This window comes from Pseudonocardia sediminis (genome assembly GCF_004217185.1).
In the GTDB taxonomy this organism is placed as follows: domain Bacteria; phylum Actinomycetota; class Actinomycetes; order Mycobacteriales; family Pseudonocardiaceae; genus Pseudonocardia; species Pseudonocardia sediminis.
The window spans coordinates 5,878,967-5,896,997 of record NZ_SHKL01000001.1 but is presented as its reverse complement, the minus strand read 5'-3'; the positions used below and the strand labels follow the sequence as shown (position 1 = coordinate 5,896,997).

7 protein-coding genes (1 of these 7 only partly in view) are annotated in these 18,031 nt (G+C 76.8%); all 7 read left to right on the top strand.

Features of this window, described 5'->3' with window-relative positions; translation table 11 throughout:
• Tightly spaced (each overlapping or abutting the next), the 7 genes in view from EV383_RS27555 to EV383_RS27530 form a layout consistent with a single transcriptional unit that may run on beyond the window.
• Positions 1–819, top strand: partial view of a non-ribosomal peptide synthetase gene (locus EV383_RS27555; protein ID WP_165438523.1) — the final stretch only. It extends 10,350 nt beyond the left edge of the window; only the last 819 of its 11,169 coding nucleotides appear in the window; its start codon lies off the left edge, out of view; its stop codon occupies positions 817–819.
• The gene (locus tag EV383_RS27550) at positions 816–11,879 is read left to right on the top strand and encodes a non-ribosomal peptide synthetase (protein WP_165438522.1); all 11,064 of its coding nucleotides are present in this window, start codon (positions 816–818) and stop codon (positions 11,877–11,879) included. Before EV383_RS27555 ends, EV383_RS27550 begins: the two co-directional genes overlap by 4 nt.
• A complete protein-coding gene (locus EV383_RS27545) occupies positions 11,880–15,794 on the top strand; it encodes a non-ribosomal peptide synthetase (protein WP_130292624.1) in 3,915 nt (1,304 codons plus the stop codon).
• Positions 15,791–16,012, top strand: coding sequence for an MbtH family protein (locus EV383_RS31480; RefSeq protein ID WP_165438521.1), 222 nt, complete (start codon positions 15,791–15,793; stop codon positions 16,010–16,012). Before EV383_RS27545 ends, EV383_RS31480 begins: the two co-directional genes overlap by 4 nt.
• The gene (locus EV383_RS27540; protein ID WP_165438520.1) at positions 16,009–16,794 is read left to right on the top strand and encodes a thioesterase II family protein; all 786 of its coding nucleotides are present in this window, start codon (positions 16,009–16,011) and stop codon (positions 16,792–16,794) included. The genes EV383_RS31480 and EV383_RS27540 overlap by 4 nt, the downstream gene beginning before the upstream one ends.
• Complete coding sequence (locus EV383_RS27535; RefSeq protein ID WP_207223675.1) at positions 16,779–17,363, top strand: hypothetical protein; 585 nt, start codon at positions 16,779–16,781, stop codon at positions 17,361–17,363. The genes EV383_RS27540 and EV383_RS27535 overlap by 16 nt, the downstream gene beginning before the upstream one ends.
• Positions 17,360–18,031, top strand: a complete 672-nt coding sequence (locus EV383_RS27530; protein WP_130292622.1) for a response regulator — start codon at positions 17,360–17,362, stop codon at positions 18,029–18,031. Before EV383_RS27535 ends, EV383_RS27530 begins: the two co-directional genes overlap by 4 nt.

Below are 18,031 nucleotides of genomic sequence, written 5' to 3'. Positions count from 1 at the left end.
GCCGTGCGACATCGCCACGGCACCGACCGGCCGGTCAGGGTGGAGGTCGAGTCGCACGGACGCGACACCGCGCCGTCCGGGGCGGACCTCTCGCGCACCGTCGGCTGGTTCACCACGCTGTACCCGGTCCGCCTGGACCCGCCCGCCGTGGACTGGCCGGAGCTGCTCGCCGGCGGTGCCGCCTGCGGACCGGCGCTCAAGGACGTCAAGGAGGGTCTGCGCGCCGTTCCCGACGGAGGCCTGGGCTTCGGGCTGCTGCGGTGGCTCGATCCGGACGCCGGGGCCGAGCTGGGCTCGCTGCCGTCACCGCCGATCGCCCTGAACTACCTGGGACGGGCCGGGGTCGCCGACGACGGCGGCGCGGCCTGGTCCCCGCTGCCCGAGCCCGAGGTGGCCGTGGCCGACGCGGCGCTGCCGCTGGCGCACGTCCTGGAGATCAACGCGGTGACCGAGGTGACCGAGCACGGGCCCCGGTTCCGGGTGCACGCGACGTACGCCCCGGCCCTGCTCGGCCGGGACGACGTCGAGTCCCTGCTGCGGGACTGGCTCGCGGCGCTGCGCGGTCTCACCGCTCACGCCGCCGCCGGCGGGGCGGGCGGCCTGACCCCGTCGGACCTGTCCCTGGTCTCGATCGACCAGGCCACGATCGACCTGATCGAGGACGACGACGGCGGGTTCGAGGACGGGTTCGACCAGACCGACGAGACCGACGACCAGATCGACGACGAGTTCGTCGGCGACCGGTCCGGCCGCGGCGACCCCCTGCGGGCCGCCGGACGGGCGAGGACCGGGACGCCGGCCGGGAGGTACGGCTCGTGAGCGAGTCCACTGTCGAGGACGTGCTGCCGCTGACCCCGTTGCAGGAGGGTCTGCTGTTCCACGCCCTCTACGCCGACGAGGGCACCGACGTCTACACCGTGCAGCTGACCGCCGACCTGCACGGCCCGGTGGACGCCGGCCGTCTGCGGCGCGCCGGGCAACAGCTGCTCGACCGGCACGCCACGCTGCGCGTGGGGTTCCGGCACCAGGGCCTGGACCGCCCGCTCGCCGTGGTCCGGCGCGGCGTGCGCCTGCCGTGGCGGGAGGTCGCGCTCGACGCCGACGGTGCCGACCCCGACGGTGCCGACCCCGACGGTGCCGACCCCGACGGAGGGGACGCCGAGCGCCGGTGCGCCGAGCTGGTGGAGGCCCAGCGCGCCACCCGGTTCGCGATGCACCGCGCACCGCTGCTGCGGATGATGCTCGTCCGGCTGCCGGGCGGGCGGGCCCGCGTCGTGCTGACCGTGCACCACATCCTGCTCGACGGATGGTCGTTCCCGGTGCTGCTCGACGAGCTGTTCACCCTCTACGACGCCGGGCCCACCGCACTCGGGCCGGTGGTCGGCTTCCGCGAGCACCTCGCGTGGCTGGCTGCCCAGGACACCGACGCGGCGCTGGACGCGCACGCCCGGGCGCTGGAGGGGGTGCCCGGGCCGACCCTGGCCGCGGAGCTGGGCCGCCGGGTCCCGGGGTCCGTCCCGGCCCCGCTGACCGAGACCGTCGAGCTCTCCGCCGACCTGACCGCCCGGCTCGCGGCGACGACCCGCCGGCACGGGTGGACGACCAACACGGCGATGCGCGCCTGCTGGGCGATCGTGCTGGGGACCGCGCTCGGGCGCACCGACGTCACGTTCGGCGCCACCGTCTCCGGCCGCCCCGCCGAGCTGCCCGGCGTGGAGCGGATGGTCGGCCTGTTCATCAACACGCTGCCGGTGCGCGTGCGCTGGTCCTGGGACGAACGCCTGGACACCCTGCTCGACCGCGTGCAGGCCGCGCAGGCCGACCTGCTCACCCACCAGCACGTGGGCCTGGCCGAGGTGCTGCGACGGGTCGGGCGGACCGAGCTGTTCGACACCAGCACCGTGTTCGAGAACTACCCGGTCGACGCCGAGGCGACGCCGGTCCTCGCCGACGGCGTGCGGATCACCGACGTGCAGGCCCGTGACTCCACGCACTACACGGTCGGGCTGGCCGGGCTGCCCGGCGACGACCGGCTCGGCTACCGGTTGACCTTCCGCGGTGACGTCCTCGCGCGGCCGGTGGTCGCCCGCCTGGCCGCGCAGATGCAGCACCTGTTCAGCCAGCTCGCCGACGACCCGTCCCGGCCGCTGGCCGGTCTGGACCTCCTCCCGCCCGACGAGCGCGCCCGCCCCGCCGCCGTCACCGACGGCGGGGCGGGCAGGGACGGGGACGGGGACACCGTCGTGGGCCTGCTGCGGGCGCGGGCCGCCTCCGCCCCGCACGTGCCGGCGGTGCGCGACGGCGCGACCGAGCTCGACGCCGCCGCCCTGCACGCCGCGGCCGGCGCGCTCGCCGACCGTCTCGTCGCCGTGGGCGCCGGGCCGGGACAGCGGATCGCCGTCGCCCTGCCGCGCGGGGCGGACGCGGTGGTCGCGGTGCTGGCCGTGCTCGAGTCGGGGTCGGCCTACGTGCCGCTCGACCCGGACCAGCCGGTCGAGCGGCTGCGCGCGATCCTCGACGACACCGCTCCGCTGCGGGTCCTCACCGTCGGTGCCGGGCCGGCCGTCGCGCTGCCGGTGCCGGAGGGGGCCGTGCTCGACGTGACCGGGTGCGCCCGTCCGCCGGCCGCACCCGGGGACGGGTTCTCGCGCCCGCGGCCGCACCCGGACGACGCCGCGTACGTGCTCTACACCTCGGGCTCCACCGGCACCCCCAAGGGTGTGGTGGTGACCCACCGCGCGGTCGCGAACTACCTGCGGTGGGCGGTGACCGCGCTGCCGTCGCTGCGCGTCGGGGCGCTGCTGCACGCGCCGCTGACCGTCGACGGCACCGTCCCGTCGCTGCTCGGCCCGCTCGCCGCGGGAGGGTGCGTGCAGGTCGGGGAGCTCACCGACGGCGACGCCGTCCCCGGTGGCCTGCTGAAGATCACCCCCAGCCATCTGGAGCTGCTCGACGCCCTCGGTGACGGGTTCGACCCGGGCGCCGAGCTGCTCGTCGGCGGCGAGGCGCTGTCCGGTCCGACGTTGCAGGCGTGGCGCGCCCACCGGCCCGGCGTCCGGGTGGTGTCGGAGTACGGACCGACCGAGGCCACGGTCGCCGTGACCGCGCTCGAGGTCCCGGCCGGCGACGACGCACCGGCCGGCACCGTCCCGCTCGGCACCCCTCTGCCCCGCACCCGGATACATCTGCTCGACACCGCGCTGCGGCCGGTGGCCCGCGGCGTGGTGGGGGAGGTCCACATCGCCGGGGCCGGTCTGGCCCGCGGCTACCTCGGGCGGCCCGCACTGACCGCCGAGCACTTCGTCGCCGACCCGTTCGGCGACCCGGGCGGGCGTCTCTACCGCACCGGCGACCTCGCACGCTGGTCCGAGGGCTGGGAGCTGGAGTTCGTCGGCCGGGCCGACGACCAGGTCAAGATCCGCGGGCACCGGGTGGAGACGGGCGAGGTCGAGGCCGCGCTCACCGCGGACCCGCGGGTCGCGCGCGCCGCCGTCGTCGCCCTCGGCGCGGCGGACCCGGACACCGACACGACACTCGTCGCCCACGTGGTCGCTGCCGGGGACACGCTCGACCGGGAGGCCCTGCTCGCCGACCTGCGCGCACGCCTGCCCGAGCCGATGGTCCCGTCGGCGGTCGTGCTGCACGACGAGCTGCCCCGCACCCCCGGTGGCAAGGTGGACCGGCGCGCGTTGCCGGCCCCGGACGCGGTGCCGTCCCGGCCGGGCCGGGGACGCCGTCCCGCTACCTTCGCCGAGCGCGTCCTGGCCGGGCTGTTCTCCGAGCTGCTCGGGATCGGCGACGTGCGCGCCGACGCCGACTTCTTCGCCCTCGGCGGGCACTCGCTGCTCGCCACCCGGCTGGTCAGCCGCATCCGGTCGGCGCTCGACGCCGAGGTCGGCGTCCGGGCGGTGTTCGAGGCGCCGACCGTCGCCGGCCTGGCCCGTCTCGTCGGCGGGGCCGCGCCCGGACGGCCCGCGGTGACCCCGCAGCCGCGCCCGGACCGGATCCCGCTCTCGCTGGCGCAGCGCCGGCTGTGGTTCCTCGAGCAGATGGGCGAGGACCCCGGCGCCTACCACCTGCCGGTGGCGCTGCGCCTGCGTCCGGCCCGTGCGGCCCTCGACACCACGGCCCTGATCGACGCCTGGGGCGACGTACTGGAGCGGCACGAGGCGCTGCGCACCGAGTTCGCGGTGCACGACGGTGAGCCGTACCAGCGCATCCTCTCCCCCGAGCAGGCGCGCGCCGGGCTGGCCGCGGCCGTCGTACGGGTCGAGATCCGCCCGGACGAGGTCGACGCGGTCCTCGCCCGGCACGCGGCGCGTCCGTTCTCCCTCGATGCGGAGCTCCCGCTGCGGCTGGTGCTGGCGCACGTGCACGGCCGGGACCCGGTCCTGCTCGTGGTGCTGCACCACATCGTCTCCGACGGCTGGTCGTGGACCCCGCTGCTGCGTGACGTCGCCGTCGCCTACACGCGACGGACCGGCGACGGCGACACGGCGGCCCCCGAACCGCTCCCGGTGCAGTACGCCGACCACGCCCTGTGGCAGCGCGACGTCCTGGGCGCCCGGGGCCGGCTCGACGAGCAGCTCGCGTTCTGGACTGACGAGCTGGCCGACCTGCCCCCCGCCCTGGACCTGCCGACCGACGGTGCGCGCCGCGCGGGGGACCCCGCCCCGGCCGCGCACCGCGTCCCGGTCGCACTCGACGCGGGGATGCACGCCCGGCTCGTCGACACCGCCCGCGAGCACCGGGTGAGCGTGTTCATGGTGCTGCAGGCCGCGCTCGCCGTACTGCTGACCCGGTACGGCGCCGGGACCGACATCCCCGTCGGCACCGTCACCTCGGGCCGGACCGACGCGGCGCTGGAGGACCTCGTCGGCTTCTTCGTCACCACCTCGGTGCTGCGCACCGACACCTCGGGCGATCCGACCTTCGCCGAGCTGCTCGCCCGGGTACGCCGCACCGACCTGGCGGCGTTCGCCCACCAGGACGTCCCGTTCGAGCGGCTGGTGGAGGTGCTCAACCCGCCACGCGCGCTGGGACGTCACCCTCTGTTCCAGGTGATGCTCGCCCTCGGCGAGGACACCGACCCGGGCCTGGGGGCGTGGGGAGGGCTGGACGTCACCGAGGAGCCACTGGAGACCGCGAACGCCAAGTTCGACCTGCTGGTCGACCTGGTCGAGCACCGCGACGCCGACGGCCTGCCCGCGGGCGTGCGCGGGTCCGTCCACCACGCCACCGACCTGTTCACCGCCGCCACCGTGGAGTCCCTGGTGGAGTGCTGGACCCGCCTGCTCGACGCGGTCCTCGCCGAACCGGGGGTGCGGATCGGCGCGGTCGACCTGCTCGGCGCCGACACGCGGCACCGCATGCTCGAGACCTGGAACGAGACCGGTCGACCGCGCCCGGAACGGGCCCTGACCGACCTGTTCGACGACCTGGTGCGCCGCAGCCCGCAGGCGTGCGCGGTCGTGGCCGGGGACCGCACGATGACCGTCGCCGAGCTGGACGAGGCCTCCGACCGGCTCGCCCGGGCACTGCGGGAGCACGGCGTCGGCGCGGAGTCGGTGGTGGGGATCGCGCTGCCCCGCACACCCGGGATGATCGTCGCGGTGTGGGCGGTGCTGCGTGCCGGCGGCGCCTACCTGCCACTGGACACCCGGATGCCGCCGGAGCGGATCGCCACCGTCGTCGACGACGCGCGCCCGGTGCTCGTCCTCTCCGATCCCGCGACCGCACCGCGGCTGCCCTCGAGCTGTGTCGCCCCGATCCTGGACGTGACCGGGCCGGACGCCGTGCCCGCACCGCGGGAACACGCCCCGGCCGGACGGGCGGCGCCGCCCCGGCACCCGGACGCGCTCACCTACGTCATCTACACCTCCGGCTCGACGGGACGGCCCAAGGGCGTCGCCGTCGGCGATCGGGCCGTGGTCGACCTCGTGCTGTGGGGCGTCGACCACTTCGGACCCGAACGGCTGTCGTCGGTGCTGGCGGCCAGCTCGCTCGCCTTCGACGTGTCCGTGTTCGAGCTGTTCGTGCCGCTGCTGGCCGGTGGGCGCCTCGAGCTGGTCGACGACCTGACCGCGATGGTCGACCGCGGCCCGTGGAGCGGCGGGATCGTCTGCGGTGTCCCGTCGGTCACCGCCGACGTGGTCGACGCCGGCGCCGACCTCACCGCGCGGTCGGTGGTGCTCGCCGGTGAGGGGCTGCCGTCGGCCACGTTCGACCGCATCCGTTCCCGGATCCGCTCCGAGGAGCTGGTCAACCTCTACGGTCCCACCGAGACCACCGTGTACTGCACCGGCTGGCGCACCACGACCGGCCCGGGCGGGCTGGACGGCCCGGCCGCCCCCACCGGTACCCCGCTGGACAACACCCGCGTCTACGTCCTCGACGCCGCGCTGTCGCCGGCGCCCCCCGGCGTCGTCGGAGAGCTCTACGTCGCCGGCGCCGCGCTGGCCCGTGGCTACCGGGGCCGTCCGGACCTGACCGCCGGCCGGTTCGTCGCCGACCCTTTCGGCCCCCGCGGCACCCGGATGTACCGGACCGGCGACCTCGCCCGGTGGCGGGCCGACGGGCTGCTCGAGCACGCCGGCCGCGCCGACGACCAGGTGAAGGTACGCGGCGTGCGGATCGAGCCGGCCGAGATCGTGGCCGCGCTGGCCGAGCACCCCGACGTGGTGCGCTCCGCCGCGCTCGCGCGCCCGGACGCCCGCGGGGACGCCGAGCTCGTCGCCTACGTGGTGCCCGCGCCCGGTGCGGCGCCGGACCCGGCGGCGCTGCGCGAGCACGTGGCCGCGCGCCTGCCCGCAGGGATGGTGCCGGCCGCGGTGGTCCTGCTCGAACGCCTGCCGCTCGGGCCCACCGGCAAGCTCGACCGGGCGGCCCTGCCCGCACCGGCCGCGGTGACCGTGCAGCCCGGCCGGGACCCGTCCGGCCCGCTGGAGGAACGGCTCTGCCGTCTGTTCGGCGAGGTCCTGGCCGGCCCGGTGCCCGGCCCCGACGACGACTTCTTCGCCCTCGGCGGGCACTCCCTGCTGGTCACGAAGCTGGTCGGGCGGGTGCGTGCCGAGCTCGGGCGGGAGCTGGCGCTCCGCACCGTCTTCCTGGCCCCGACCCCGGCAGCGCTGGCCGTCGAGCTCGCCGACGCCGGTACCGCCCGCCCGTCGGTCCGCCCCGGCTCCGGGGGTGACGCGCTCTCCTTCGCCCAGGCGCGGCTGTGGTTCCTCGAGCACCTCGACGGTCCGGGCGGCGCCGGGCGCTACCACATCCCGATCGCGCTGCGGCTGACCGGAGAGCTCGACGTCGCGGCGCTGCGTGCGGCGCTCGTCGACGTCACGGTCCGGCACCCGGTCCTGCGCACCTCCTACCCCGACGACGGCGGCCGTCCCCGGGCCCGTGTCCACCCGGCGGCGGAGGCGGAGCGGCTGCTCGGCCCGATCGGCCCGTACCCCGTCGACCCGGCCCGGGCGGTGTCCGAGCTGACCGCCGCGGCCGGTGCCCCCTTCGACCTGGCCGCCGCGCCGCCGTGGCGGGTCCGCCTGTTCGCGACCGCACCGGACGAGCACCTGCTGCTGCTCGTCGTGCACCACGTCGCGGCCGACGGGTGGTCGCTGACCCCGCTGCTGCGCGACCTGGGCACGGCCCACCGGGCGCGCGCCGCCGGTGCCGCACCGTCGTGGGAGCCGCTGCCGGTGACCTACGCCGACCACGTGAGCTGGCAGCACGAGACCCTGGGACGCGAGGACGACCCGGACAGCGAGATCTCCCGGCAGCTCGGCTACTGGCGCGACCGGCTCACCGGGCTGCCCGAGGTGACGGAGCTGCCGACCGACCGGCCGCGCCCGGACATCCTGGGCCACCGGTCCGGGCTCGTGCGCCTCTCGGTCCCGGCGCCGGTGCACGCGGCGCTGGCCGGCCTGGCCCGGGCCCGCTCGGCGAGCGTGTTCATGGTGCTGCACGCCGCCCTCGCGGGCCTGCTCACCCGGCTCGGTGCCGGCACCGACATCGGGGTGGGCACCGCGGTCGCCGGGCGCGGCGACCCGGCCGTCGACGACGTCGTCGGGCTGTTCGTCAACACCCTGGTGCTGCGTACCGACACCGGCGGCGACCCGGGGTTCACCGAGCTGCTCGACCGGGTCCGCGCGGACGACCTGGCGGCGTTCGCGCACCGCGAGATGCCGTTCGACCGGCTCGTCGAGGTGCTCGCGCCGGAGCGCTCGCTGGGCCGGCACCCGCTGTTCACCGTGATGCTCGTCCTGCAGAACACCGCAACCCCCGACCTCGACCTCGGCCCCACGACGGTCGTGGCCGAGGCCGACGCCGGGACCGGACCGGCGAAGTTCGACCTGTCGTTCGACCTCACCGAGACCGTCGACGCGAACGGCGACCCGGCCGGGATCGAGGGCACGGTCGTCTTCGCCCGGGACCTCTTCGACGACGACACCGTGTCCCGCCTCGCCGCGCGCTACACCCGGCTGCTCGACGCCGCGACGTCCGAGCCGGGACGGCCGCTGGGCTCGCTCGACCTCATGGCCGACGGCGAGCGGGACGCGGTGCGGGTCGCCGCCGAGGGCGCGCCCCTGCCCGCGGCGCCCACCGGGATCGTCGAGCGGTTCGAGCGGTGGGCGGCCCGGACCCCGGACGCCGTGGCCCTCGTCGACGGCGGGCGGTCCACCACCTACGGCGAGCTGGCGGCCCGGGCCGGGCGCTGGGCGGAGGTGCTCGTCGCGGCCGGCGTAGGGCCGGAGACGCCGGTGGCACTGCTGATGGGCCGCTCCACCGACCTCGCGACCGCGATGCTGGCCGTTCTCGCGGCCGGCGGTGCCTACCTGCCGCTGCACGACGCCTACCCGGTCGAGCGCCTCGACGCCGTCCTCGGCCAGGTCGCGGCGCCGGTCCTCCTCACCGACCGGGAGCCCCCGCCGGGCCTGGCCCTCCCGTCCCGGGTGCTGCGCCCGTCCGACCTCGACCGCCCGTCCGACGGCCGTGACGGTGCGGCTCGTCCGGTCGTGCCCGCCCCGGGACCCGACCGGCTCGCCTGCCTGATGTTCACCTCCGGCTCGACCGGCCGGCCCAAGGGCGTGGCGGTCACCCACGGCAACATCACGGGCCTGGCCGACGACCACGCGTTCTCCGGCCCGGCGCACGACCGTGTGCTCTGGCACTCCTCACCCGCCTTCGACGCCGCGACCTACGAGCTGTGGGTTCCCCTGCTCGGTGGGGGCACGGTCGTCGCGGCCCCGGCCGACGGTCTCGACATCCGCGCGGTGCGCCGTGCGATCGCCGAGGACGGCGTCACGGCGATGTGGCTGACGGCGGGTCTGTTCCGGGTGCTGGCCCTGGAGGACCCGGACGCGCTGCGGGGGCTGGGAGAGCTGTGGGTCGGCGGCGACGTCGTCCCCGCCGACGCCGTGGCCCGCGTCCGCGCGGCGTGCCCGGACCTCACCGTCGTCGACGGGTACGGGCCGACCGAGACCACCGTGTTCGCCTCCCGGGAGCGGATCCTGCCCGGGGACACCGTCGGGCCGCGGATACCGATCGGGGCACCGATGGACGCGACCGGGGTGCACCTGCTCGACGGGCGGCTCGCTCCCGTACCCGTCGGTGTCGTCGGCGAGATCTACCTCGGCGGCGTCGGTACCGCGCGCGGCTACACCGGGCGCACCGGCCTGACCGCGGAACGCTTCGTCGCCGACCCCGTCGGCCCGGCAGGGGGCCGGCTCTACCGCACCGGCGACCTGGGCGTGCGACGCGGCGACGGCCGGGTCGAGTTCCTCGGCCGCGCGGACGACCAGATCAAGCTGCGCGGGTTCCGGGTGGAGCCCGCCGAGATCGAGGCCGCGGCCGTCGGGCACCCGGAGGTGGACGCCGCGGTGGTGACCCTGCGCCGCGACGGGTCGTCGCCGCGGCTCGTCGCCCACCTGGTGGGGCCCGCGGACCTCGACCTCGGCGCGGTCCGCGCGGAGATCGCCCGCGTGCTGCCCGAGTACATGGTGCCCGCGGCGTTCGTGGTGCTCGACGCGCTGCCGCTGACCCCCAACGGGAAGGTCGACCGCGCCGCCCTGCCGGCGCCGGACCCGGCGGCCCCGGTCACGCAGGAGGTGCCGGCCGCACCGGTCTCGACGCCCGAGCGCGTGCTCGCCGGTGTCGTCGCCGACGTCCTGGGCCGCGGCCCGGATGCGGACGTCCCCGTCGACGAGGGGTTCTTCGCCCTCGGCGGCGACAGCATCACCTCCATCCAGCTGGTCAGCCGGGCCCGGGCCGCCGGGCTCGACCTGACCCCCCGCGAGGTCTTCGAGCACCAGAGCGTGCGGGCGCTGGCCGCGATCGCGCGACCGGTCGACCCGGAGCGCGACGCCGCCGTGCCCGGGTCGGACGACGGCGGCGCCGGCGAGCACCGGCCGACACCGATCGCGGCCTGGTTCCTCGACGGCGGCGGCCCGGTGACCGGCTTCCACCAGAGCCGGGTCCTCGTCTCCCCGCCCGAGCTGACCCGTGAGCACCTGACGACCGCCGTCGGCGCCGTGCTGCGCCGCCACGACGCGTTGCGGTCGCGCCTGGTCCGCGACGGCGCGGGAGACCGGATCGTCGTCGACCCGCCGGAGTCGGTCGTCGCGGCGGACCACGTCGTGCGGGTGCCGGTCGCCGGTGACGACCCGGACGCCGTGCACGCGGCACACGAGCAGGCACGCCGGGAACTGGACCCCGGGCGGGGCGCGATGCTGCGCGTCGTCTGGTGCGACGCAGGACCGGACGTACCGGGGCGGCTGGTCCTGGCGGCGCACCACCTCGGGGTGGACGCGGTCTCCTGGTCGATCCTGGTGCCGGACGTGGTGGCCGCCCTGCGGGCGGCCGGCTCCGGCCGCGACGCCGCCCTGCCCCCGGTGCCGACCGGCTTCCGGCACTGGGCCGCCGCGCTGACCGGCGCCGCCGGGGACCAGCGGTGGCTCGACCAGCACGCCTACTGGGCCGAGGTGCTCGACACCGCGTCCCCGGTCCTGTGGGAACGGACGCCCGACCCGCGCCGCGACACCCTGGCCACCGCCCGCTCCCACCGGTTCGAGCTCGGCGCCGACCACACCGCGGCGCTCGTGCACCGGGCCCCCGCGAGCTTCGGGGCCGGGGTGCAGGACGTGCTGTGCAGCGCGCTCGGCCTGGCCGTGCGGGAGTTCTCGCGCCGGCACGGACGAGCGGCCCCGGCGCGGATCGTGCTCGACCTGGAGGGCCACGGACGTCACGGCGAGCTGGTCGGCGATCTCGACCCGACCCGCACCGTCGGCTGGTTCACCGTGTTGCACCCGGTCGCGGTCGAGGTGGCCGACGCCGCCTGGGACGAGGTCGTCGGCGACGGCGAGGTGGTGGAGGACTCGCTGAAGCGGGCGAAGGAGTCGCTGCGCGCCGTGCCCGACCACGGACTGGGCTTCGGCCTGCTGCGCCACCTCGGCCCCGGTGCCGTCGCCGGGGACCTCGCCCGGCGCGACGGGCCCCGGATCGCGCTGAACTACCTGGGCCGGATCACCGGCGCGGGTCCGGCCGGGGACGGCGCGCAGGCGTGGGCCCCGGCGCCGGAACCGGTCCGGGTGCCGCCGGGGGAGCCCGACCTGCCTTTCGCCCACCCCGTCGAGGTACTGGCCTCGGTCCGGGAGGGACCCGGCGGGCCGGCCCTGGTCGTCGAGCTGACGTGGCCGGAGCGGCTGCTCACGGCCGGCGACGCCGTCGAGCTCGCCGGGCTGTGGGCCGCCGCGCTCGTCGCGCACGCCGAGCACCTCGCCGGCTCCGAAGGGGCGCTGACCCCCTCCGACGTCCCGTCGGTGGACCTGTCGCAGGACCAGCTCGACTCGTTGCAGGCCCGGCTGCGGGCCGTCGGAGGGATCTGAGTGACACGCCCGATCGAGGACATCACCCCGCTGACCGACCTGCAGGCGGGGATGGTGTTCCACGCCGCCGAACGTCCGGACGCGCCGGATCCCTACACGGTCCAGCTCACCGTCGTGATCGAGGCCGGAGCTCGCCCGGTCGAGCCGCTCCGGTGGCGGCGCGCGGTCGACGCCCTGGTCGCGCGGCACGCCTCGCTGCGCACGCTCTTCGTCCACGAGGGCCTGGAGTCGCCGGTGGCCGTGGTGCGCCGCGACGCCCGGCCGGCCTGGGCCGTCGAGGACCACACGCAGCTCACGGAGGCTGCGGCCGAGCGACGGTACCGGGCCCACCACGACGCCGAACGGGCCCGGCGGTTCGCGCTCGACCGCGAGATCCCGGTCCGCGCCGCGCTGCACCTGCTGCCCGGCGGGCGCGCCCGGCTCGCCCTGACCCTGCACCACCTCGTCGTCGACGGCTGGTCGGTCCCGGTCCTGCTCGACGACCTGATCGTGCTGCACGACGCCGACGGCGAGGCGGGCACGCTCCCGCCCGCACCGGCGTTCCGCCCGTACCTGGACTGGATCGCCGCCCAGGACACCGAGACCTCGCTCGCGGCCTGGGACACGACACTGGCCGGTCTGGAACCGCTGCGCCTGGCCTCGGCGGCGCCGTCGGCCTCGGCGGCTCCGCGCAGCACCGTCGTCGAGATGTCGGCGGAGCGCACCGCGGCGCTGACCGCCGCCGCGCGGGCCGGCGGCTGGACCACGAGCACGCTGCTGCAGGTCGCCTGGGGTCTGGTCCTGGGCCGGGTGAGCGGGCGCCGCGACGTCGTGTTCGGGGGCACGGTCTCGGGGCGCCCGCCCGCGCTCGCCGACGTGGAGCGGGCGGTCGGGCTGTTCATCACCACGCTGCCGGTGCGGGTGGACGCCGCGCCGGGCGACCGGATCGCCGACGTGCTGGACACCGTGGCCCGCGCCCAGGCCGACCTGTCGGCGCACCAGCACGTCGGACTGGGCCGTCTGCAGCGCCGGCTGGGCCGGGGCACGCTGTTCGACACGACGCTGGTGGTGGAGAACCTTCCCGGCGCCGGCGGCGCGGCGGAACCGGTCTCGACGGCCGGCGTGCGGGTGGTCGACGTCGAGGCCCGCGACTCCACCCACTACCCGCTCACCGTGGTCGCGATCCCCGGCGAGCGGTTGCGGGTGCGGTTCGACCACCACCCCGACGCCCTGGACCCGGACCTGGTCAAGCGCCTCGCCGAGATGCTCGAGGGCGCGCTGGACGCGATCGCCGCCGGTACCGGCCGCAGGGTGGCCGACCTGGTCCTGGTCCCGGACGGGGTCCGCGCGCGGGTCCGGCGCGCCGGGAGCGGGGCCGCGGTCGACGTCGGCCCCGGCACCCTCACCGAACGGCTGTCCGAGGCGGCGCGCCGCCGTCCCGGCGGGCCGGCCGTGATCGCCGCCGGCACCGTGCTCGACCACGCGGGACTGCACGCCCGGGCGCACCTGCTCGCCCGCCGGCTGATCGCGGCCGGGGCGGGGCCGGAGCGGGTCGTCGCGGTGGCGGTCTCCCGGCGGCCCGAGCTCGTGGTCGCGCTGCTCGGCGTGCTGCACGCGGGCGCCGCCTACCTGCCGCTGGACATGGAGGCCCCGGTGCAGCGGCGGGCGCAGCTGCTCGCCGACGCCCGCCCGGCCGCGGTCCTGACCGCCGCGGGGGAACCGGACGCCGGGACCGGCGACGAGCCGGGTCCGCCCGTGCTGACCGTCGACCTCGCCGAGCCCGGCGACCCGCGGCCGGTCACCGGCGCCGAACGCGGCGCGCCGCTGACGCCGGACTCCCTCGCCTACCTGATCTACACCTCCGGCTCGACCGGGCGGCCCAAGGGTGTCGGGGTCTCGCACGGGGCCGTGGTCAACCGTCTGGAGTGGATGCAGGACGCCTACCGGCTCGACCCCGGTGAACGGGTCCTGCAGAAGACCCCCAGCACCTTCGACGTCTCGGTGTGGGAGTTCTTCTGGCCGCTGCTGCAGGGCGCGGCGCTGGTCCTGGCGGCGCCCGGCGACCACCGCGACCCCGCCCGGCTCGCCGCCACGATCGTCGAGCACGACGTGGGCACCGTGCACTTCGTGCCCACGATGCTGGAGGCGTTCCTGGCCGGTCTCGACGGCCCGGCCGCCGACGCGGTGGGACGCACGCTGCGCCGGGTCGTCTGCAGCGGCGAGGGCCTGCCCCCCGCGGTGCGCGACCGCGCGCTGCGTCGCTGGGACGGGGTCGAGCTGCACAACCTCTACGGACCGACCGAGGCCGCCGTCGACGTCACCGCCGACCGGTGCGTGCCCGGCACCGACGACGTCCCGATCGGGCGCCCGGTGTGGAACACCCGGTGCCGCGTCCTGGACGCGACCCTGGCCGAGGTGCCCCCGGGCGTGGTGGGCGAGCTCTACCTCGCCGGCGACCAGCTGGCCCGCGGGTATCCGGGCCGCCCGGCACTGACCGCGGGGCGGTTCGTCGCCGACCCCGCCGGGCCGCCGGGCACCCGGATGTACCGGACCGGCGACCTGGCCCGCTGGGGCGAGGACGGCCTGTTGCGCCACGCCGGCCGGGTCGACGACCAGGTCAAGATCCGCGGGCAGCGGGTCGAGCCGGGTGAGGTCGAGGCGGTCCTGGGCGCGCTGCCCGGGGTGGAGGCCGCGGCCGTGATCGCGGTGCCCGACGCCACCGGTGCGCCGCAGCTCGTCGCCTACGTGGTCGCCGGCGACCCCGGGCCCCTGCGCGACGCGCTCGCCGCCCGGCTGCCGGCCGCGATGGTGCCCTCCGCGGTCGTCGCCGTGCCCACCCTGCCGGTCACGGCGCACGGCAAGCTCGACCGGGCCGCGCTGCCCGCCCCCGGCCGGCCGGAGGGCGGCGGGCGCGGACCGCGGACCACGACCGAATCCGTGGTGTGCCGGGTCCTCGCGTCCGCGCTGGGCCGGGACTCGGTCGGCGCCGAGGACGACTTCTTCGCCCTCGGCGGCCACTCGATGCTGGTCCTGCGCGTGGCCGCGGAGCTGCGTCAGGCCCTCGGCGTCCCGGTCGACGTGCGCACCGTCGTCGAGCACCCCAGCGCCGCGGCCCTCGCACGGCGTCTCACGACCGGTGCCCTCGACGAGGGGTCGCCGCTGGACACCGTGCTGCGGCTGCGTGCCGGTGGGGACGCGCCCCCGCTGGTCTGCGTCCACCCGGCCGCCGGTCTGAGCTGGTGCTACCTCGGCCTGCTGGGGACGCTCGACCCGTCGGTGCCGGTGTGGGGACTGCAGGCGCGCGAGCTGGTCGCCGACCCCGGTGAGGCGCCGTCGGGCATCGCCGAGCGCGCGGCGGACTTCGTGGCCCGGATCCGGGCCCTGCGCCCGCACGGCCCCTACCGGCTGCTGGGGTGGTCGGTCGGCGGCCGGATCGCGCACGAGATGGCCGCGCAGCTGGAGGACGCCGGTGAGGACGTCGACCTGGTGGTGGTGCTGGACGCCTACCCGCACACCACGCTCGCCGCGACCGACCGGGACACGATCCTCGCCGACGCCTCGGCCCGCACCGACGGCGCGGCCGCCGACGCCGACCCCGCGCAGCGTGTGCGTGCCGCGCTCGGCGACCACGACTGGCTCGACGACGACACCGCCGAGCGCGTCCTGCGCACCTACGTCTCGGCCACCGGCGCGCTGGTCGGGGCGGAGCCGTCGGTGCGTCGCGGCGACATGGTGTTCTTCGGCGCCGAGCACGCCGGTGACGACTACCGGCCCGAACAGTGGCGGCCCTACCTCGCGGGCGATCTCGTCTGCCACGCGACCGGGCGCCGGCACGACGAGATGGCCGACCCCGCGGTCCTGTCCGCGGTCGGTACGGCCCTCACCGAGATCCTCGCCGACCGCGAGGCCACCACAGATGGAGGAGAGCACCCATGACCAACCCGTTCGACGACGAGAACGGCTCGTTCCTCGTGCTGGTCAACGACGAGGGCCAGCACTCGCTCTGGCCGGCCTTCGCCGACGTCCCGGCCGGCTGGGAGGTCGTCCACGGCGGGCCCGACGGCACCGCCCGCGCGTCCTGCGTGGAGTACGTGGAGACGCACTGGACCGACCTGCGGCCGCTGAGCCTGGTCCGGGCGATGGGAGAGGTGTGAGGGCGGCGACCGCCGGGTCCTGGCTGAGCTCGCCGGAACACGACGACCCGCGGCTGCCGCACCTGGTGTGCCTGCCGTGGGCCGGCGGCTCGGCGGGGTCCTTCGCCCCCTGGGTCGACGCCCTGGCCGGTGTCGCCGTCGTCCACCGCGTCCGGTACCCGGGCCGGGAGTCGCGCTTCGGCGAGCCGTGCGTGCGGGACATGGACGCGATGGCCGACGCCGTCGCCGAGGCCGTACGTCCCCTCTGCGCCCGCCCGACCGTCCTGTTCGGGCACAGCATGGGGGCCGCGGTCGCCCACGAGGTCGCGCTGCGCTGCGAGCGCTCGGGGCGACCGCCCGCACTGGTCGTGGTCTCCGGGCATCCGGGCCCGGGGACCTACCGGGGACGGGATGTGCACCGGATGGACGACGAGGCGTTGCTCGTCGAGTTGGACCGGCTGGCCGGGGAGCCGGGGATGCTGACCCGGCATCCGGAGCTGCGGGAGATCCTGCTCCCGGTCGTGCGAGCCGACCTGGGGCTGGTGGAGTCGCACTCCGCGCGGCCCCCGGCGCCGATCCGCTCCCCGCTCGCGGTGTTCCGCGGAGCGGACGACCCGGACGTCTCCGACGAGCAGGCCCGGGCCTGGCGACGGTCGCAGGCCGACGGAGACCTGGTCCGTCACGAGGTCTTCCCCGGCGGCCACTTCTACCTCGAGCAGCACGCCGACCGGGTCCTGGCGGCCCTGTCCCGGCTGCTCGGGTCGCTGCCGGCGGGGGCGGGGGTCCCGTGCTGGTCGGGGTGATCATCGCCTGCGAGGTCGCGTTCTGGGTGTTCCTGCTCGGGGGTCTGGCGGCGCGCTACCTGCTGCGCCGCCGGCGGCTGAGCAGCGCGCTGCTCGTCGCGGTGCCCCTGGTCGATGTGATCCTGCTGGTCGTGGCCGCGATCGACCTCGCCACCGGCGGGACGCCGGGGACGGTGCACGGCCTCGCCGCGGTCTACCTCGGGCTCAGCGTGACCTTCGGGCCCTCGGTCGTGGCGGCCACCGACGTGCGGTTCGCGCACCGTTTCGCCGGCGGACCGCCGCCGAGCAGACCGCAGGGACGGGCGGAGAAGGTCCGGCACGAGTGGGTCACGTGGCTCCGCTGCGCGGGTGCCGCCCTGATCGCCGCGGCCGGGGCCGGGGCGATGCACCTCGTCGCCCCGCCCGGCGTCGACCCGCTGACCCTGTGGGGGTTCCCGGCCCAGCTGGGGATCGTCACCGCGGTCTGGCTCGCCGTCGGGCCGCTGCCCGCGACCTTCACGCGCGAGCACCGAACGCCCGCCGAGCAACCCGCTGCGTCCGCCGCGGGGGAGAGGAACGAGAGCCGATGACGATCCGCGTGCTCCTGGTCGACGACAAGCCCGAGGTCCGCTCCGGACTGCGGCTGATCCTGTCCGCGGCCCCCGACGTCGAGATCGTCGGGGAGGCCTGCGACGGCGGCGACGCGGTGGCACGCGCGCGCCGCGGCGACGTCGACATCGCGTTGATGGACGTGCGGATGCCCGGCGTCGACGGCATCCGGGCGACCCGGCTGATGGTCGGGGACGACCTGTGCGAGGTGCTGGTCCTGACCACGTTCGACCTGGACGAGTACGTCCTGGGGGCGTTGCGCGCCGGTGCGGCGGGGTTCCTGCTCAAGACGACCGCCGCCGACCGGCTCGTCGAGGCCGTCCGCTCCGTCGCCGCCGGTGACGGCGTGCTGGCCCCGGAGGTCACACGCACCCTGCTGCGCACCCTGGCCGATCCCGCCCCACCCACGGTCGGGGCGCCCGCGGGCTACGCCGACCTGACCGAACGCGAACGCGAGGTGCTCGACTGCCTGGGACGGGGCCTGTCGAACGCCGACATCGCCTCCGCCCTGTTCATCAGCGAGACCACCGTCAAGAGCCACGTGTCGCGGGTGATGGCCAAGCTGGAGGTCACGTCGCGGCTGCAGGCCGCGGTCGTCGCCGGCCAGGTCGCCACCGCCGCCCGCCCGGGCGTCACCGCCGCCCGCTGA

Excerpts from the sequence above, each read along its gene's own strand:
- EV383_RS31480 (WP_165438521.1), top strand. The coding sequence starts at position 15,791 with ATGACCAACCCGTTCGACGACGAGAACGGCTCGTTCCTCGTGCTGGTC.
- EV383_RS27530 (WP_130292622.1), top strand. The coding sequence starts at position 17,360 with ATGACGATCCGCGTGCTCCTGGTCGACGACAAGCCCGAGGTCCGCTCC.